Annotated in this window: 18 protein-coding genes; 9 read left to right on the top strand and 9 right to left on the bottom strand. The window is 45.4% G+C overall.

What is annotated here, in order from left to right; translation table 11 throughout:
• Window positions 1-4 precede the first annotated feature (4 nt).
• The 7 genes from THICY_RS08560 to THICY_RS00965 are packed head-to-tail and all read right to left on the bottom strand — an operon-like array spanning window position 5 to window position 6,667.
• Complete coding sequence (locus tag THICY_RS08560) at window positions 5-907, bottom strand: MerR family transcriptional regulator (RefSeq protein WP_013834740.1); 903 nt, start codon at window positions 905-907, stop codon at window positions 5-7.
• Entirely contained in the window at window positions 904-2,340 is a 1,437-nt protein-coding gene (locus THICY_RS00940) for a cryptochrome/photolyase family protein (protein WP_013834741.1), read from the bottom strand. The genes THICY_RS08560 and THICY_RS00940 overlap by 4 nt, the downstream gene beginning before the upstream one ends.
• Entirely contained in the window at window positions 2,341-2,850 is a 510-nt protein-coding gene (locus tag THICY_RS00945; protein ID WP_013834742.1) for a chalcone isomerase family protein, read from the bottom strand.
• Entirely contained in the window at window positions 2,847-3,389 is a 543-nt protein-coding gene (locus THICY_RS00950) for a DUF3833 domain-containing protein (protein WP_013834743.1), read from the bottom strand. Before THICY_RS00950 ends, THICY_RS00945 begins: the two co-directional genes overlap by 4 nt.
• Window positions 3,376-4,605 carry an SAM-dependent methyltransferase gene (locus THICY_RS00955; protein WP_013834744.1) on the bottom strand — a complete coding sequence of 410 codons (1,230 nt, stop codon included), beginning with the start codon at window positions 4,603-4,605 and terminating at the stop codon, window positions 3,376-3,378. Before THICY_RS00955 ends, THICY_RS00950 begins: the two co-directional genes overlap by 14 nt.
• Entirely contained in the window at window positions 4,599-5,384 is a 786-nt protein-coding gene (locus THICY_RS00960) for a DUF1365 domain-containing protein (protein ID WP_013834745.1), read from the bottom strand. Before THICY_RS00960 ends, THICY_RS00955 begins: the two co-directional genes overlap by 7 nt.
• Window positions 5,384-6,667 (bottom strand): NAD(P)/FAD-dependent oxidoreductase, encoded by a 1,284-nt coding sequence (locus THICY_RS00965; RefSeq protein WP_013834746.1) that lies wholly within the window; start codon window positions 6,665-6,667, stop codon window positions 5,384-5,386. Before THICY_RS00965 ends, THICY_RS00960 begins: the two co-directional genes overlap by 1 nt.
• A gap of 65 nt (window positions 6,668-6,732) precedes the next feature.
• Between THICY_RS00965 and THICY_RS00970 the strand changes: the two genes are divergently transcribed.
• The 3 genes from THICY_RS00970 to THICY_RS00980 are packed head-to-tail and all read left to right on the top strand — an operon-like array spanning window position 6,733 to window position 9,293.
• Entirely contained in the window at window positions 6,733-7,539 is an 807-nt protein-coding gene (locus tag THICY_RS00970) for an SDR family NAD(P)-dependent oxidoreductase (RefSeq protein WP_013834747.1), read from the top strand.
• A complete protein-coding gene (locus tag THICY_RS00975; protein ID WP_013834748.1) occupies window positions 7,536-8,036 on the top strand; it encodes a nuclear transport factor 2 family protein in 501 nt (166 codons plus the stop codon). The genes THICY_RS00970 and THICY_RS00975 overlap by 4 nt, the downstream gene beginning before the upstream one ends.
• Complete coding sequence (locus THICY_RS00980; RefSeq protein WP_013834749.1) at window positions 8,037-9,293, top strand: MFS transporter; 1,257 nt, start codon at window positions 8,037-8,039, stop codon at window positions 9,291-9,293.
• 26 nt (window positions 9,294-9,319) lie between these two features.
• Here the strand turns inward: THICY_RS00980 and THICY_RS00985 are convergent, their stop codons facing one another.
• Window positions 9,320-10,120 carry a metal ABC transporter permease gene (locus THICY_RS00985; RefSeq protein ID WP_013834750.1) on the bottom strand — a complete coding sequence of 267 codons (801 nt, stop codon included), beginning with the start codon at window positions 10,118-10,120 and terminating at the stop codon, window positions 9,320-9,322.
• The gene (locus tag THICY_RS00990) at window positions 10,113-10,874 is read right to left on the bottom strand and encodes an ATP-binding cassette domain-containing protein (RefSeq protein WP_013834751.1); all 762 of its coding nucleotides are present in this window, start codon (window positions 10,872-10,874) and stop codon (window positions 10,113-10,115) included. Before THICY_RS00990 ends, THICY_RS00985 begins: the two co-directional genes overlap by 8 nt.
• 91 nt (window positions 10,875-10,965) lie before the next feature.
• Between THICY_RS00990 and THICY_RS00995 the strand changes: the two genes are divergently transcribed.
• The 6 genes from THICY_RS00995 (at window position 10,966) to THICY_RS01020 (ending at window position 17,526) form a co-directional block, all read left to right on the top strand.
• Entirely contained in the window at window positions 10,966-11,883 is a 918-nt protein-coding gene (locus THICY_RS00995; protein WP_245534963.1) for a zinc ABC transporter substrate-binding protein, read from the top strand.
• Window positions 11,867-12,619 carry a hypothetical protein gene (locus THICY_RS01000; protein WP_013834753.1) on the top strand — a complete coding sequence of 251 codons (753 nt, stop codon included), beginning with the start codon at window positions 11,867-11,869 and terminating at the stop codon, window positions 12,617-12,619. Before THICY_RS00995 ends, THICY_RS01000 begins: the two co-directional genes overlap by 17 nt.
• Before the next feature lie 45 nt (window positions 12,620-12,664).
• Complete coding sequence (gene sufB, locus THICY_RS01005; RefSeq protein WP_013834754.1) at window positions 12,665-14,143, top strand: Fe-S cluster assembly protein SufB; 1,479 nt, start codon at window positions 12,665-12,667, stop codon at window positions 14,141-14,143.
• A 78-nt stretch (window positions 14,144-14,221) separates the two neighbouring features.
• A complete protein-coding gene (gene sufC, locus THICY_RS01010; protein ID WP_013834755.1) occupies window positions 14,222-14,980 on the top strand; it encodes a Fe-S cluster assembly ATPase SufC in 759 nt (252 codons plus the stop codon).
• Window positions 14,946-16,286 carry a Fe-S cluster assembly protein SufD gene (sufD, locus tag THICY_RS01015; RefSeq protein WP_013834756.1) on the top strand — a complete coding sequence of 447 codons (1,341 nt, stop codon included), beginning with the start codon at window positions 14,946-14,948 and terminating at the stop codon, window positions 16,284-16,286. Before sufC ends, sufD begins: the two co-directional genes overlap by 35 nt.
• Before the next feature lie 22 nt (window positions 16,287-16,308).
• The gene (locus THICY_RS01020; protein ID WP_013834757.1) at window positions 16,309-17,526 is read left to right on the top strand and encodes an aminotransferase class V-fold PLP-dependent enzyme; all 1,218 of its coding nucleotides are present in this window, start codon (window positions 16,309-16,311) and stop codon (window positions 17,524-17,526) included.
• Window positions 17,527-17,550: the final 24 nt, after the last annotated feature.

Genomic DNA, 17,550 nt, shown 5'->3' on the forward strand with positions numbered 1-17,550 from the left:
ATTTTTATTGCGGCTTATTCATTAATAAAGGCTCGAACCAAAACGGCCAGGCGCGTAAGTCGCAGGCTACAGCAGACTCATTCCCTTCTTCAAAAGTGTTATCCCCCATAATCCAGCTTTGTAAACTTCCTAATGGTTTTAGTAAGTCTCCAACACCCATCATAGTTGCTGACCCCTGTGGCGGAAGTAAGTAAATCGCGCCTTTAAATGGCGTTAAGTCTTGGGGTAGTACAAGATCAAGGAGGGATTCGAAAACCTGTTCTGTAAATACGGGGGTTAATCCTTGTTCGTAGCAATGAAGTACCATTAACTTAAGTAACCAGCCGGGTGTTTCAGCCTGTTGTAAGATGAGAATAAGGTTTTTGGACTGATAGGTTTGTTGCCGCCATAAGTGAATGCGATGCGATAGTTGCTGATTGAGTTCTTGTAGCCAGGCCTGGATCCAAAATATTTCATTGCAATCCATGTCGTCTGAGATTTGTGTGTTGCTAAGTTGTAAAAATAAGTGCGCAAGGTCTGAATACTTGCGTTCTGTGGTAAGAAGGCGCAGCGTTAAGGCGTGAAGCTGTTGAAAACTTTTGGCCTTAATTGCCTGGCGTATTACGTTATCCCAGTCACAGTCAAGGCATTCAGTGGGCGCTTTTGGCGTTAGTAATTCAGAACGTTCATTGAGTATCGTCTTCACTTGGCTAATCGGCAAGCCACTATCAACTAATGTGATAGCTTCCTTAATAATGGCTAGATGGTTTTCTGTATAAAGGCGGTGACCCGAGGCGGTGCGAACAGGCTCGACTAACCCATAACGACGCTCCCAGGCTCGAAGTGTAATAGGTTTAATACCCGTAAGACGTGAAACTTCACGGATTGGGTAGAGTGCTTGTTGATCTTTTGAGGGTTCATTAATCATGCATTGGTCATCATTTTAAGTGCCTGAACGCGTTGTTGATGATCCAATCGAACTTGCTTGAGATTAGGATCATGAAGCGGATAGTTTGCTGCTAGCGTTGGAAATTGTTGCTTTATTTTACCGGCTGCATCCCAGGGGGCATGAATTAGTTGGTTTGGCAGCGGCGCTAATTCAGGCAACCATTGTCGAATATAGTGACCTTGTGGGTCAAACTTTTCACTTTGAACGACTGGGTTAAAGAGTCGAAAATAAGGAGCGGCATCAACACCGCATCCAGCAACCCATTGCCAACCCATAACATTATTTGCAATATCAGCATCTAACAATGTATTCTCAAACCAGGCCTGGCCAACTAGCCAGTGCTGATTAAGGTTTTTAGTTAACCAAGACCCCACTAGCATTCTAACGCGATTATGCATCCAACCAGTATGCCAAAGCTGCCGCATACCCGCATCAATAATAGGAACGCCTGTGAGCCCTCGTTGCCAAGCAACTACTTGGTCATCAGGCTCGGGCCAGTCGATTTGGTTAAACTTGCTTTGGTAGGCTTGGTTAATTAAGCCTGGGTTAAAAAATAATAAATAACGCGAAAACTCCCGCCAAATCAGTTGACGAATAAAGCTTTGAATAGCCTCACTATGCCCGGGTTGGTTGGCTTGAGCTTGTCGGCATGATTCAAGCAATCGTGTTGAGCTGATTTCCCCAAAATGCAAGTGGATCGACAGTTGACTGGTTCCGTTAATAGCAGGAAAGTCTCGTCGCTCTGGGTAGTGCTGAATGTGAGTTGTTAAAAAGTGCGTTGCCTGGTTAATGGCGGCTTGTTCGCCAACCTTCCATTGGCTAATAAGTGGTTTGGCCCAGTCAGTATTCGCAATCGCTTTTAGACGACTGGGTAATTGGCGGTCATGATTTTCCAGCGTTACCGGTTGAAAATTGCTCCAGTTGGCTTCGCCCTCTGGTTTGGGAACCCCATCCAGCATACTGAACACCTTTTTACTAAACGGGGTGTAAACGCCATAGGGGTTACCTTGTTGTGTTAGCACGCTTTCAGGAGGCAGCCAGGCCTGGTCAAAGGGAGTTAGTCTTACCTTTAAGCGCTGACAAACAGCTAGCGCCTGTTGCTGAATGGTTTGATAGGGTTCCCCGAGTTCAAAGTGGTAGAGTACGTTTTTAACATTATAGGTGGTAAGCACGCGCTCAAATGCCTGACTAAATTCACCTTCAGCAACAAGTAGGTCCGCGTTCTTAGCTTGTAAAGCTGTTTGAAGTTTACTTAAGCTAGCGGCTAGCCAGACCTGGTTAGCTTCACCTTGAGCCTGCTGAGGGTCATGAAAATAAGCAAACAACGTCGGTTCGTTTTGGCTTAGCGCTCTGTGGATAGGCGTGTGATCGTTTAAACGTAAGTCACGTTGAAACCAAATTAACTGATTCATTTAAGGAACATTCGCCAGTAGGTTGTTTTTTAGACGATCGGAAAGCGGGTTATCACCAATCCAAATGCCAAAATAGATGGCTTTGAAGCCCGGGGTAGAGATTCGTGTCAGTTCATTGTCGTTTAAAATCAGTGCCGTACCAATCTCAGGCTGGTAATCCAAAACATAGCAGTCCCCCTGGCTGACAGGCTGGTAGGCTTGATGAAGTTGTGCAACGGCTCGCGCTAGATCTGTTGGCAGATTATCTGGTAAGGCGTGGGTAGCACCATCAACAAAATTGTCAACAGTTAGACTACGCGCGTAACACAACTCGAGCTGTAAAGGGGTATCGTCAGCTAGTAGCGATTGTCTTGTTGTGGAAGGCGGCATTCGAAGGCTGGCATCATAAAGCTTAATAAAACCCCAACGCGCTGTGCCCTCGCCAGCAACAATCCAATTTTGACTGCTTAATACAGGTTGAGTTAAACCCAAGAGTGCCATTAGAAGACTTAGTCTGAATAATCCTTTCATGATGAAGGTCCCTGTTTATTGAAGAACAAGGTGACTTCACCTACCTTAAAGCCAAACTTGGTTACCGTAGCACGATTCAACATCACCTCTTCAGATTGTAAGTACATCCAATCATCAAAGTTGACGGCAATCGTGCTATTGCGAAACGGAAGGTCTAGAGTATAAGTCCAGTGGAAGACAGAGCCTACCGTGCGTCCGCGGGCCTCACCTATCACATCGCCTGCCGTACCACGATAGGTATTTGGGGTGATTCGTTGGATGACCCAAATTCGTTGCTCCGTTTCTCCATCGTCATAAATAAACTGCTCATCGAGGGTAATGGTATCGCCCTGGATAGTACCGGTTATATCAACGTAAAAACGACGCTTCACCTCACCAGAACGACTTTGAAATTGGCCCCATGCATAGGTTTTGCCCTCGAAGTAAGTAAATAAATCAAAGGCAGGTTCTGTTCCTTCATACTGTTCAAGCTTCATATTTGAGCACCCTAGTAAGAGACTGCTGGCAATAATTACTAGCCAGGTTTTAATTTTTAGCATGACTATGCTCCAAAGTTAGCTGAATTACATCAGTACGTTGGGTTTCAAAGCCAACACGGCAGTAATCAAGGTAATAGTGCCAAATGCGTTGGAATTTGTTGTCAAAACCAAGTTGTTCAACCTGTGGAATTTTTTGGTCAAACTCTTGACGCCAACGATGGAGTGTTTCCGCGTAATCCAGGCCAAAGCTAAAATTGCTGGTGATTTTAAAGCCGTAGCGATCTGCTAGCTCAAGAAGTTGTGTTTTGGAGGGCAACAAACCACCTGGAAAAATGTAGGTTTGAATGAAATCAACGCCTTGTTGATATTTTTCGGTGTAAGCATCATCAATGGTAATGATTTGTAGCACCGCTTTGCCTTGATCGGCCAATAGGGCTTTGAGTTGACTAAAGTAACTTTCCCAGTATTCTTGGCCCACGGCTTCAAACATTTCAATGCTAACAATATGATCGAATTTACCCGTCTGATGGCGGTAGTCCGTCAAGCTAAACTGCGTTTTATGATCTAGATTTAACTGTTTTAGACGGTTTTTAGCAAAATCAAGTTGTTCGCGGGATAGGGTAATACCTGTGACTTCAGCGTTGCGTTTGGCCGCTTCTTCTGCAAACCCACCCCAACCACAACCAATTTCAAGGATATGTTGATTAGGTTTAACATCCAGTTCGTCAAGGATACGGTGATATTTATTAAGTTGCGCACTCGCCAAGTCTTCGCTGGATTGTTTAAACAAAGCACTCGAGTAGGTCATGGTGCGGTCAAGCCAAAGCTTATAGAAGCTATTACCCAAATCATAGTGAGCTGAGATGTTCTCTTTGCTGTTTTCAACTGAGTTGTGATTGTCTAGATGGCGTTTTAGGTAATTGTTATAAAACCAGTTTTTGCCTAATAAAACATGCGATAAGGCTTCTTCATTCATCGCACCAAAATGCAGTAAATGATGTAAGTTAGGCGTTTCAATGAAGTGTTTGGCGTAGGCTTTAGCAAAGCCAAGTTCACCTTGGGTGATGAGTAACCAAAAAAATTTCAGTGGCTTTAGGATTCTTATTTCAGCGTGAAGGCCTTCGTGCTGACCTTCATAACGTAGCTGGCTATTTCCGATTTGCACGGTTAATGAACCGTAGGCAATGGCCTCAAAGGGTAAGCGTTTGAGAACCCACTGCCCGAATAATGGGGTTTTAATATCCTCAAGTTCACTACTGTTGGTTTTACTTAACATGATTTCATCTCCGAATGACTGTAACGCACTTCGCGAAGGTGTTGTGGCGTGGGGTGAAAAGTGCCACCTAGCAACCAGATCTTTAGTGCCCACCAATGAATTAGTGCAATCACCTTGAACATTCGAAAGGGGGCAAGACCAGCAACTCTAAGCAGGTTTGCGGTCGAAAGTTTGGCGTGTTGTCCATCTTGACTGGCATAAAAAAAGGTTTTTTCGTTCTGTGTTTCTTTAATAAAGATATTAAAAGACGCTTTTGGCGCCTCTAATTTGAAATGGTACTGGGCGTTCATGTCGATAAATGGCGAAACGTGAAAGATTTTATCGGCACGAGATTCTAATGTTTGTTTGTTTTGTTGACTGTTATTTGGAACTTTTAAGACATAGTGATGCCATTGACCAAAAGTATTACTAACTTCCGCAACAATTGCATATAACCTGTTTTGTTCATCATAGGCATACCACATTGCGAGTGGGTTAAACGCGTAACCGAGAATTCGTGGGTGGCAAATCAGTTCTATTTTTTTGGGTTCTGCTAAGTCGTACTCTGCGAGCAGACCAGTAAACCACTGACGCCAGGGTGTGCCATCCCGTGAACCGTGGTCTTTGGTGTGAGCACTGAGAAGATTAAATCGGTTAAAACTCAGTAATGAGTGATTTTTTGCTTCATGCTCAAATTGATCAATGTCAATCTTGATACTAGCCGCCTGGTACTTAAATTGATACTCAATTGGCTGTTTACGCCGATGCATGACCTTGCCAAAATAGAAACATGACGCCATTAATAATGTTCCCAAGGTAGCGGTAGTTGCCAGAGCCGTGCGATGCGTGCCGCACTGCGTAAACCATCTTCATGAAAACCATAGCCGGTATAAGCACCTGCAAACCAACAGCCCAGATGACCTTGAATGCCCTCAAGTTCTTTTTGCGCCATCATTGCACCTTCATCAAATACCGGGTGGTCGTATTCAAACTGGGCAATCACCTTTGTTGGATCAGGTTCACGGGTGGGGTTGAGAGTGACTAAAATCGGAGTTTCCGTTTTAAGTGGTTGGAGCTGGTTCATCCAATAAGTAACCGCAACGGCACGTTTCTGGTCTTGATTGAGATCGCTTAAGTAGTTCCAGGAAGCCCAAGCAGAACGTATTTGTGGCATTAAAGTTTCGTCTGTGTGTAACCAGGCCTGGTTAGGTTGAAATTTAAAGTTGGCCATCAATCCAAAGTCAGGGTGATGATTGAGCAACTGGTAGGTTTGGTCGCCATGGCATGCAAAGATGACTTGATCAAAGTGATGCTCTTTACCGTCAGCGGTATAAATAACAACCTGATCCTGATCGGAAGATTTTGGTTTAACCTCTTTAGCGGCTTGGTGAATAATGTCAAATGTTGCGTGTTTCTTTATGGCATCAATATAGTGTCGAGCACCGTTTTTAACGGTTTTCCATTGTGGACGGTCATTAACATTAAGCAAGCCGTGGTTGTTGAAGAACTGTAGAAAACTCTGTACTGGAAATTTCAGCATGGTTTCGGTTGGGCAGGACCAAATAGCCGCAGCCATTGGGAGCAGGTAGTCCTGTTGCATACTAGAGCTAAATTTGTGTTTGGTGAGATAGTCGCCAAGACTCATATCATGATCAAGGTGGTGCAAATCTTTTTTGGCTTGCTTGTTAAAACGTAAAATTTCGCGAATCATTTTCCAATGTGTCAGTGAAAAAAGATTTTTTCGTTGCGCAAATAAGGTGTTTAAGTTGTTGCCTGCATACTCTAATCGTCCCTGGTCAATAGACACAGCAAAGCTCATATCGGTTTCAGCCGTGTGAATGTGTAAGTATTTAAACATAGCGGTGAGCAAGGGATAATTTGGCTCGTTGTAAACGATGAAACCGGTATCAACGGCATGTTTTTTACCATCATGTTCGAAGTCAACTGTATTGGTATGGCCACCTAAGCGCGCTTCTTTTTCAAATAAGGTAACTTGGTGAGTTTGGCTCAAAAACCAAGCGCTTGCAATACCGCTAATACCGCTACCAATAATCGCTACTTTTTGTGATTTTGAATCGGACATTTAATGTAAACTCTTTAATTAATGAATATTTATACATAAATTATACATGTTTTTGAGGAAGGACTATGAAAACCCATGATCTTACAAAACTATTTGCTAAAAAGGTTTGGTTAGTTGGTGCCTCGCAAGGTATAGGTTTAGGCTTGCTAAAAAGTTGGTTAGCCGATGGCGTTCAGGTTGTCGCATCAGCACGAAATACCCAAAATTCGCCAGAGTTAGTGTCTTTATTAGCAACCTATCCAGAGCAGTTAATATTACTTGACCTGGATGTGGCGGCTGATGAATCTTTTGAAGCTGAAGTAGCGCAGGCCTGGTCGGCTTTTGATGGCTTAGACGCATGGTTTTATAATGTGGGTGCCTATTTTCCTATGTCGAGTCATGATTGGGACATGAACGCTTTTATGCAGATGAACCAGGCTAATTATTTGGGTGCTGTGAAATTAATGCTGCCTTTGCGTGATTATTTTATGGCGCAAGGGCATGGGCGCTGGGTTTGGAATGCCAGTGTAGCGGGTTATTTTGGCTTGCCTTATGGCGGTGGTTATTCGGCACCCAAAGCCGCTTTAATTAATTTGGCTGAGTCTTTAGCGCCAGAATTGGCGGAAGCAGGGATTCGATTGCAAATTATTAATCATGGTTTTGTAAAAACCCGTTTAACGGCTAAAAACGATTTTGCGATGCCGGGATTGCTGGAGCCTGAGCAGGCCGCTGAGGCCATTAATCATGGTTTGGTAAAAAATAGTGGTTTTGAAATTCGGTTTCCGCGAGGTTTGGTGAGCTTTTTAAGTCTTTTAAAATGTTTACCTTATCGAATAAGTTTACGTTTGACACAGCGAATGTTAAAGCCTAAGAAAGAGGTTGCGGATCTATGACAGACCAGTATTACGAGCTTAAAGCGGCACCAGGTCTGCGGGATGATAAACGTCCGGTACAAAGTATTGACGAGGTTTTGGATGCTTATCAAGAGTTATTCGAGAGCTTAAACGCACAAACAATGGCGGCAGCCTTTACAAAAGTGTTTGCGCCTCAGGTCTATTTTAAAGATCCGTTTAATGAAATTAAGGGGCGGGCGAAGCTGCTTGAATTATTCGAGCATATGTTTGCCACTCTACATGAGCCGATGTTTCGCATTCACCATAAAGCCGGAGCAGGCAATACCGGTTATTTGGAATGGCGTTTTTATTTTCGCCTCAAGCCAGCACAGCCTGTTAAGCAAATTAATGGCATGAGTAAAATTGTCATTGATGAGCAGGGCTGGGTTATTGTGCATATCGACTATTGGGATAGTGGCGAGTATGTATATCACCAAGTGCCGTTGATTGGTGCCCTAACTCGTTGGATTGCAAAAAAACTGCGAGCGCCCGTTTAAATGTCGGCACAACCGGTTTGGTATGGTTTGCCGGCCTGGCCTTTGGCCATGCTCGGTATCCCTTTGTATATTTATTTACCAGCCTATTATCATGAGATGGGCGTTGGTTTGGCCGCTATTGGTATTGTCTTGTTGGTCGCCAGAATGTCAGATGTTATCACTGATCCCTTGTTGGGCTGGTTGCGTGATCATCTGAGCCCCAATGGCCATTATTTCATGATCGGTGTTGGCTGGGCGCTGTTGTTAGTCGGTTTAGGATTTTTGTTATTGCCAGCGGAGCCCACGGCCATCGGTTTATTTGTATGGTCACTCGTGGTCTATTTGGCATGGACGCTGATTATGATCCCCTATCAGGCGCTGAGTGCTGAGGTGACGGAGGATTTACATCATAAAACCAGCTTTACGTCGACACGGGAAGCCTTTGCAATATTAGGCGTTGTGACGGTGCTGAGTTTGCCCGTGTTGATTAACGCGAGTCCAACCAGTCGATTGTTGTTTGAAGTTCTCTATCCGCTGGTGGCGGTTGCATTGACGTTGTTTCTAGCTTTGATGTTATGGCGGTTGGAACGGCCTGTCGTGGTTTCTTTGCCTCAGCCATCGGTTCAGCCTTCTTTTATGAGCAAGTTGATGTATGTATGGGGGGACCCGGCTAGTCGTCGCCTCTTGCCGGCGTATTTTTTTAATAGCCTAGCGAATGCGTTGCCAGCCACGCTATTTATTTTGTTTGTGCAGGGTTACTTAGACTTAGAGCCACAAACCGGTTTGCTACTGTTAGCTTTTTTTATTGCCGGTGTGTTGGGCTTGCCTGTTTGGGTTTGGTTGGCAAAGCGAATCGGCAAGTATCAGGCTTGGCAAGCGTCAATTGTCTTGGCTTGCTTAAGCTTTGTGTGGGTGTTTACTCTCGAACCAGGGCAGTTTGTCGCATTTTTAATCATTAGCTTTGTGTCGGGGTTAAGTTTGGGTGCTGATGTTGCCTTACCCTCATCCATTCAAGCAGATGTCGCGCAAAACTTATCCAAGCAGCAGGGTCCGATGAGTGGCGTTTTATTTGGTATTTGGGGGATGTTAACGAAGTTGGCCTTAGCCTTGGCGGTCGGCGTTAGCTTGCCTTTGATCGATTGGGCTGGCTGGAATCAGCAAACACCCGAAAGTATGACGATGATGCTCTGGTTGTATGCCGGAGTGCCAATTGCGATTAAACTGATGGTGTTGGCGTATTTGTTTGGTACTCGTCGCCCAGCGCTTGCGAAATCCTAATCTTAACTAGTTAGATTAATTGGGGGCTAGGTTGCGCGAGGGCGAATGGTTTGCAGTAACAGTGTCAGCAAAAACAAACCTAGCGCACAGACCACAATAGCGGGACCGGTGGGAACGTCAATATACCAAGACAAGCCAAGCCCCAATAGTATCGCTAGACTGGCCAATATCACCGCAAATACCAGCATTTGTTCCGGCGAATGAGCCCAGCGTCTTGCGGTTGCTGCCGGCAAAATCAGCAGGGATGTGATGAGCAAAATTCCAACGACCTTCATCGACATAGCAATGACCAGTGCCAGCAGTAACGTCATTTGAAGTTGGAGGCGCGAAACTGCGACACCTTCTACCTGAGCCAGGTCGGTGTTGAGCGTTAAGTTGATTAACTTATGCCATTGGGTGGTTAAAAATAACGTAACCAGTCCCGCTATACCCAGCATTAATAGCAAATCATAAAGGGTCAGGTTAAGGATGTCTCCAAACAAAAAGCTCATAATATCAATATTAACTTGGGCTTGAAGGGCGACTAAAACCAGACCGCTGGCCAGGCTGCCATGTGCCAAAATACCGAGCAAGGTATCATTGGCGAGCTGCGTGTGGCGTCTTAAAAAGTGCAGGCTAATAACCAGTAAAAACGATGTCATCAAGATGGCGAGGCTTAAATTAATGCTCAGCATTAAGCCAATGCCAACACCGAGTAAGGCGGAATGGGCTAAGGTTTCACCAAAATAGGCTTGGCGTTGCCAAACCACAAAGAGACCTAAAGGTGCGGCAATCCATGCCGTGAGTAATCCGCCCAAAAGTGCCAGCCAGATAAAGTAGTCAAGCATGGTGATGAGGTTCCGTGTGTTGATGTTCGCAATGATGGGGCTGATGCTGATACCAGGCCTGGTAGGGGCTCATATCGCCAAATTGGGCCAAAAAGTCGGGATGGTCTTGAATGTGCGCGAGACTGCCACTACAACAAACATGACGATTCAAGCAGATAACCTGATCGGTGTTTTTCATCACCAAATGTAAATCGTGGCTAATCATTAACACGGCGCAGCGGCGTTGGCGTTGTTGCTGATAAATCAGTTGGTAGAGTTGGTTTTGGCTTTGTAGGTCAATGCCCTGTACGGGCTCGTCAAGAACCAAAAGATTCGGGTCGCGGATGAGTGCGCGTGCTAATAGTACCCGTTGCAGTTCACCACCGGACAGGCTGTGCACCGGTTGTTCTAGCAATTGGCTTAATAGTAATTGTTCATTAAGCTCGTCAATGGCTGTGTTAAGATGCTTTTGGCTTGTTTTAGCATCAAACCCCAGTGCTAGAAAACGTCTAACACTCAACGGCAGAGTTGGGTCAATAAACAACTTTTGTGGCATAAAGCCCACCCGCAAGTTTGCAGCGTGAGTAACATAGCCACTGGTTGGGGTAAGAATTTTTAATAGGATTTTAACCAAGCTTGACTTCCCGGCGCCATTGGGACCGATTAGGGTCGTGATTTGGTCAGCTGCAAGGGTTAGGTTGATATTGTCTAATGCGAGGCGTTGTTGCCTGTAGCTCTGACAGATATGGTGCGCTTGGATAAGAATATTTTTCATAAGTTAGTTAGTTTACATGGAGACGTACAGAATGCGAAGATTGCTCAAGCAAATTTTTATAGTGTCGTGTTGCTGGTTAGGGGTTAGTAGTGTGTCGGCACAGAATGGGGCAGACTCATCAACTCAGCCCTTGCATGTTGTGACCTCTATACCGCCACTAGCAGGCTTGGTTTATCCTTTGTTAGATGAGTTCGATACGCTGAATGTCATTTTGGATGCGGGACGTTCGCCGCATGGTTTTCAATTACGCCCTAGTCACATGCGTGAGTTGCAACAAGCCGACTTTCTGTTGATGGTTGGAACTTCGGTTGATGCTTGGATGCAACGCACTGCTGAACGCACGGACATTCCCGAGTTGCGTTTATTTGATGCTGCTCAAACGGATTGGTTGCTGCGACGTGAGTCCGGTGGCTGGGATCGCGAGCACCATCACGGACACGGACACGGACACGGGCACGGGCACGGACACGGACTGCAAGCCATGGCTAGGATTGATGGTCATATTTGGCTTGATATTCAACGAGCGACAGGTTGGATTGGCGAGATAAGCCTTGCGTTGCAGCAATTACGACCCGAGCGTGCGGCTGATTTTCAGGCGCGTGAACAGCAGGTCGTAGCTAGCTTGATGGCGGCTCAGCAGGCCTGGTCAGAGCAGTTAGCTCCCTTTCAAGATCAGCCGTTTGTAGTGATGCACGATGCGTATCAGTATTTTGAATTGCGTTTCGGCTTGAATGCTGTTGGTGCTGTATATATGAACCCAGAAGTCGCACCGAGTGTTCGTCGGATTCAAGAAATTAGAGATACCCTAGTGGCGCAAGGCGTTGTTTGTGTTTACCAGGAGCCACAGTTTCCAACCGATCGTTTACGCTCTGTATTGCGCGGCATGGATGTAGGTCTAGGTAAGCTTGATCCGCTGGGCGCCGACGGCGTACTCATACCCTATGAAGCCTTTTATGATCGACTTGTGCAAGCCTTTATTGGATGTATGCGAGATGGTAATAACCCATAGTTTGTTTCTTATGGGGTTGCCGGGATGCGGTAAAACCTCGGTGGTTGAAAAACTGCAGGCTTTTCAGCGTAATGCCGTATTTGGTGATGTGAATGTTGCGGTGCGTGAATCTGTCGACTTTGATTTTGCCGCCAATCCAGAGGAGCAGTCCTGCTTGGTGTGGGATGCGCGCGAAACGTTTGATGCCTATGAGCCAGACTGGTTGCAGTCGTTTTTTGCAAAGACCAAGCCGTTGATTGTAACCTATTGGACAAGGCTGGACTTAATGACGCAAAGCCAGTTCAATCGACAACTAAAAACCTGGTTTAACGGGCAAGTTTTTTACGCTGATACCCTGACACCAGTCAAGGCAATGTCACTGTTATCAGCGGAATCAGATTCGGCATCGAATCCGGCATCAAGTCTTTTTGAACGAGACTTGGTGGTGTTGGAGGTGTCAATTGGGCGAGTGGTTTTGGAGCATTTGCTGTTTGTGCTAGAGATGGTGCAACAAAATCATCAGCGGCCGATTTGGCGTGCTGAGGGTACATTACTCACTCAAGAATATGTTAATCCCGTGGTGTTAGATATGACGCGAGGTCAGTTGCGGACTGAAGGCTTACAGCCAAAGTCTGGCACCGAGCCACAGATGCTACTTGGACAGTTAACATTTTGGCTGGATAAATCCATTGATCCAGCGCAGTTGCAAGACTGGATTGTAGCAACGCTTGCGCCAGGTGAGCGAATCGTCATATAATACCCTACCAAATTACTCAGAAATTCGGACCAAGGACACAAGGCCATGCAAACAACCCAGTATGAAGAAATTAATGACATTCTGGCAAAAAATCAACACTACAAAGAAGGCTTCTTCACTCAAACGCTGGTTGAAACCTTTGCTAAGGGGTTGAATGAGGATGTGGTGCGCGCTATTTCGGCGAAGAAAAACGAACCCCAGTGGATGTTAGATTTCCGGTTGAAAGCCTTTAAACATTGGCAAACAATGCCAGAACCACACTGGGCCAAAGCCGAATATGAGCCGATTGATTACCAAGATTACAGCTATTACTCTGCTCCAGAGTGCGGCAGTTGTGCGGGTGCTTGCTCTACAGATGGTGATGGTGAAGCGCAGAATGAAGGGATTGACCCAGAAGTCGCTAAAGCCTTTGCAGCTCTGGGTGTGCCCATTGATAATAGCGACGCCAATATTGCTGTTGATGCTATTTTTGACTCGGTTTCTGTGTCAACAACCAAGCGAGATCAATTAGAAAAACTGGGTATTATTTTTTGTTCTTTTTCAGAGGCGGTTCATGAACATCCAGAATTGGTTCAGCAGTATTTGGGTACCGTAGTCCCTTATCACGATAATTTCTTTGCCGCTTTAAATTCTGCGGTAGCCTCAGATGGTACCTTTGTGTTTATCCCTGAAGGCGTCCGGTGCCCGATTGATTTATCGACCTATTTCCGGATTAATGAAGCCAAGACGGGTCAGTTTGAGCGTACCATTTTGATTGCTGAAAAAGGCAGTTACATTAGTTATATTGAAGGCTGTTCGGCGCCGATTCGTGATACCTACCAGCTCCATGCGGCGGTGGTTGAAGTGATTGTGCATGAGGATGCCGAAGTTAAATACTCAACAGTACAAAACTGGTACCCAGGTGATGATGATTGCCATGGCGGTATTCTAAATTTTGTAACCAAGCGCGGAGTTTGTGAGGGGCGTAATGCCAAACTATCATGGACGCAGGCCGAGACCGGCTCAGCCATTACCTGGAAGTACCCGAGCTGTATTTTGAAAGGTGATAATTCGATTGGTGAATTTTATTCAGTTGCTTTAACGAATCGGCGTCAACAAGCCGATACGGGTACCAAAATGATTCACATCGGCAAAAATACCCGTAGTACGATTATTTCTAAAGGCTTGTCGGCGGGTAAAAGTGATAATACCTACCGTGGTCTGGTTAAAATTCTACCGACCGCCGAAGGTGCGCGAAACTTTACCCAGTGCGATTCGATGCTAATCGGTAACCAGTGCGGCGCACACACATTTCCTTATATTGAAGTCAAAAATCCAACCGCGCAAGTGGAGCATGAAGCGACTACCTCCCGCATCGGTGAGGATCAGTTGTTCTATTGTCAGCAGCGGGGCATTAGTGAGCAGGATGCCATCTCGATGATTGTTAATGGTTTCTGTAAAGAAGTCTTTAAAGAACTACCGCTCGAGTTTGCTCAAGAAGCGGAAGAGCTGCTAGCAATTAGCCTAGAGGGTTCGGTTGGGTAAGCCAGCCACTTAAACCATCTCGAGTTTGGTTTAAAATATTTTATTTAAATTTTATTTAACGCAAAAGCGAAGACTACTATGTTTCTCAATATCGAAAACTTACATGCTCAAGTTGAGGATAAATCAATCCTAAAAGGGATTAACCTACAGATTAATCCGGGTGAAGTTCACGCCATTATGGGTCCAAATGGTTCGGGCAAAAGCACGCTATCAAGTGTGCTGGCGGGTCGTGAAGATTATGAAGTATCTGAGGGTTCCGTTAGCTATCAAGGACAAGACTTGCTTGATATGGATGCCGATGAGCGTGCTCAGGAAGGGGTGTTCTTGGCTTTTCAGTATCCTGTCGAAATTCCAGGGGTATCCAATAAGTTGTTCATGCACACCGCGCTCAATGCAAAACGTGCTGCCGCTGGTGAGGCGCCTTTGGATATGTATGACTTCGAGCAGTTGGCATTAACCAAAATGAAAATGCTTGAAATGTCGCCGGTAATGCTTGAACGCTCAGTCAATGTGGGTTTTTCTGGTGGTGAAAAAAAGCGTAATGATATTTTTCAGATGGCGATGCTTGAGCCGAAGCTATGCATTATGGATGAAACCGATTCTGGTTTAGATATTGATGCGTTACGTATTGTAGCTAGTGGTGTCAATGCTTTGCGGTCACCAGAGCGCAGTTTTATCGTTGTCACTCATTACCAGCGCTTACTTGATCACATTAAGCCGGATTTTGTTCACGTGCTATATGATGGCAAAATCATCAAATCAGGTGGTTTTGAATTAGCCCATGAGTTAGAGGAGAAGGGGTATGACCACCTTATCCAAGCCTATGAAAAAATTTAGTCCTGTCGCAAAAGCGGCGATGGATTACTATCAATCGCAGGCGACGCGACTCATCCAGGCGGAAGGTGAGGGTCACGCCCTTGCGCGCTTTAGACAAGCCGCATTACATCATTTTGTTGAGCAAGGTTTTCCAACGCGCAAAGACGAGGATTGGCAGTTCACGCCGCTTAGCAATTTTCTAAAGACGCACTATCACTTTAATGGCGTTTCTCAGTTTGATAAAGCAAGTATTGCCAAGATTAAGCCACCGGTTGATGCTTGGCATTTGGTGTTTGTTGATGGCTGTTTTAGTGAGGCGCTGTCTGATGATTTGGTTAAATTGCCCAAGGGTGTTTCCATTGAATCGGGCAAAGATGCACTCGACTTTGAGCAGGGTTTTCGTGTGTTTGCAAAGCACGAAGATGAAATCGAACAGGATGCGTTTGGTATGCTAAATGCCATGCTGTTTGATGATGGCGTATTTATTGAGCTGGCTGCGCATACACACCTTGATAAACCAATTGCAATTAGTTATGTTCAGACCCTGAAAGACCATGCCAATACAACGCGTAATAAGATCAAGTTAGGGGTTGGTTCTCAGTTACAGTTAATTGAGCAATATGTAGCTTTAGATGATGCCTGTGGTTTTGAAAATAGTGTTTGTGAAATTGAACTTGCCGAGCAAGCGCAAATGAGTCAAGTTGTTTGGCAAAACCTGCCTGATCAGGCGATGTACTTTAATAACCAATTTATTGACTTGGCCGAACAGTCTCAATTTAAAACTCACTATGCTGGCTTGGGCGGTGCTATTTCACGCCATCAAAATCATATTCAAATGGCCGGTGATCGCATTGAATCGGAGCAGAATAGTATTTGCTTTGCTCGTAATCAGCAGATTATGGATACCCGAACCTACACAGGTCACAAAGCTGAAAATGGGCTTAGCCGTCAGTTGCATAAACTGGTGTTAACGGATCAGGCGATTGGCGTGTTTAATGGCATGATTAAGGTTGACCAGATTGCCCAGAAAACCGATGGAATGATGGATAACAAGAATTTGTTGCTATCAAATAAGGCACAAATGAATGCGAAGCCGCAATTAGAAATTTATGCCGACGATGTTAAGTGTTCGCATGGTTCAGCATCAGGGCAAATTAGTGCTGATCAAATATTCTATTTGCAGGCGCGCGGACTTTCGAAGCAGCAAGCTCGACAACTCGTAACCTTAGCCTTCTTAATGGAGCCATTGGAAACCGTTTCAGGTGCTGCAACGCAGGTCTGGTTGCAGAAAGCCTTAGCGACATCGGTTACTCCGCATTTAAACTAACACAATATTGTATCGAGGAACTATGATCGACAATCAAGCCATTCGCGCGGAATTCCCCTTGCTGTCGCAAACCGAAAAGGATTTGCCGTTGGTGTACTTAGATAACGCCTCTACAAGTCAAAAACCACAGCAGGTCATTGATGCGGTGGCCAAGTATTATGCGAGTGAAAATGCAAATGTTCACCGAGGCGTTTACGGCTTAAGTGAACGCGCGACCGAAGCATTTGAGGGCGTCAGGGGGCAGGTTCAGCGCTTATTAAATGCCAATACTACTAAAGAAGTGATTTTTGTTCGCGGTGCCACCGAAGGCATTAACTTGGTTGCCAGTTCATGGGGTCGCAGCAGCTTAAAGCCGGGCGATCAAATCATTGTTAGTGAGATGGAGCATCACTCCAACCTAGTACCTTGGCAACTGCTCGTTGCTGACTTGGGTATTGAAATTGTGAAATGGCCGATTGATGCCCGTGGTCAGTTGCATTTAGAGGATTTAGCAGGCCTGCTAAATGATAAAACTCGCTTGGTTGCGGTGACTCATATGTCTAATGCGCTGGGTTCTATCAACCCGATTAACGAAATCATTACAATGGCGCACCAGCAGGGTGCTAAGGTTTTGGTGGATGCGGCACAGTCAATTTCGCATATGCCAATTGATGTACAGGCGCTGGATGTTGATTTCTTGGTTTTTTCTGGACATAAAATGTATGCGCCAACCGGTATTGGCGTGCTATATGCCAAGCAAGCGTTACTTGAACAAATGCCCCCTTACATGGGCGGTGGCGATATGATTTATCAAGTGAGTTTTGAAGCCACTACGTTTAATGAGTTGCCCTATAAGTTTGAGGCAGGTACGCCCAATATTGCCGGTGTTATAGGTTTAGGTTCGGCCATATCCTTTATTGAGCGGGTCGGTTTTGACACGATTGCTAAGATTGAAAATGACCTACTAGATTATGCAACGGCGCGACTGTCAGCGATACCAGGCCTGCGCATCATTGGTGAGGCGGATCACAAGGGTGCGGTTATTTCGTTTGTGTTTGATCAAGCGCATCCTCATGATATTGCGACCTTGATCGATCAAGACGCGATTGCACTGCGGGCAAGCCATCACTGCGCCATGCCGGTCATGCTGAAGTTCAACTTGCCAGCGACTTTGCGGGCATCTTTTGGGGTTTATAATAATCGTGATGATGTGGATCGATTGTGCGCTGCCTTGGTAGATGCACTCGATATGTTGGCGTGATACTTGGCCAGAATTTTGCTATCA

The organism is Thiomicrospira cyclica ALM1 (assembly GCF_000214825.1).
Lineage (GTDB): Bacteria > Pseudomonadota > Gammaproteobacteria > Thiomicrospirales > Thiomicrospiraceae > Thiomicrospira > Thiomicrospira cyclica.

Excerpts from the sequence above, each read along its gene's own strand:
- THICY_RS00955 (WP_013834744.1), bottom strand. The coding sequence starts at position 4,605 with ATGTTAAGTAAAACCAACAGTAGTGAACTTGAGGATATTAAAACCCCA.
- sufD (WP_013834756.1), top strand. The coding sequence starts at position 14,946 with ATGACCACCTTATCCAAGCCTATGAAAAAATTTAGTCCTGTCGCAAAA.
- THICY_RS00990 (WP_013834751.1), bottom strand. The coding sequence starts at position 10,874 with ATGAAAAATATTCTTATCCAAGCGCACCATATCTGTCAGAGCTACAGG.
- THICY_RS01020 (WP_013834757.1), top strand. The coding sequence starts at position 16,309 with ATGATCGACAATCAAGCCATTCGCGCGGAATTCCCCTTGCTGTCGCAA.
- THICY_RS00945 (WP_013834742.1), bottom strand. The coding sequence starts at position 2,850 with ATGAAAGGATTATTCAGACTAAGTCTTCTAATGGCACTCTTGGGTTTA.
- THICY_RS00940 (WP_013834741.1), bottom strand. The coding sequence starts at position 2,340 with ATGAATCAGTTAATTTGGTTTCAACGTGACTTACGTTTAAACGATCAC.
- THICY_RS00965 (WP_013834746.1), bottom strand. The coding sequence starts at position 6,667 with ATGTCCGATTCAAAATCACAAAAAGTAGCGATTATTGGTAGCGGTATT.
- THICY_RS00980 (WP_013834749.1), top strand. The coding sequence starts at position 8,037 with ATGTCGGCACAACCGGTTTGGTATGGTTTGCCGGCCTGGCCTTTGGCC.
- THICY_RS00970 (WP_013834747.1), top strand. The coding sequence starts at position 6,733 with ATGAAAACCCATGATCTTACAAAACTATTTGCTAAAAAGGTTTGGTTA.
- THICY_RS00950 (WP_013834743.1), bottom strand. The coding sequence starts at position 3,389 with ATGCTAAAAATTAAAACCTGGCTAGTAATTATTGCCAGCAGTCTCTTA.
- THICY_RS01000 (WP_013834753.1), top strand. The coding sequence starts at position 11,867 with ATGGTAATAACCCATAGTTTGTTTCTTATGGGGTTGCCGGGATGCGGT.
- THICY_RS08560 (WP_013834740.1), bottom strand. The coding sequence starts at position 907 with ATGATTAATGAACCCTCAAAAGATCAACAAGCACTCTACCCAATCCGT.
- THICY_RS00975 (WP_013834748.1), top strand. The coding sequence starts at position 7,536 with ATGACAGACCAGTATTACGAGCTTAAAGCGGCACCAGGTCTGCGGGAT.
- THICY_RS00960 (WP_013834745.1), bottom strand. The coding sequence starts at position 5,384 with ATGGCGTCATGTTTCTATTTTGGCAAGGTCATGCATCGGCGTAAACAG.
- sufB (WP_013834754.1), top strand. The coding sequence starts at position 12,665 with ATGCAAACAACCCAGTATGAAGAAATTAATGACATTCTGGCAAAAAAT.
- sufC (WP_013834755.1), top strand. The coding sequence starts at position 14,222 with ATGTTTCTCAATATCGAAAACTTACATGCTCAAGTTGAGGATAAATCA.
- THICY_RS00985 (WP_013834750.1), bottom strand. The coding sequence starts at position 10,120 with ATGCTTGACTACTTTATCTGGCTGGCACTTTTGGGCGGATTACTCACG.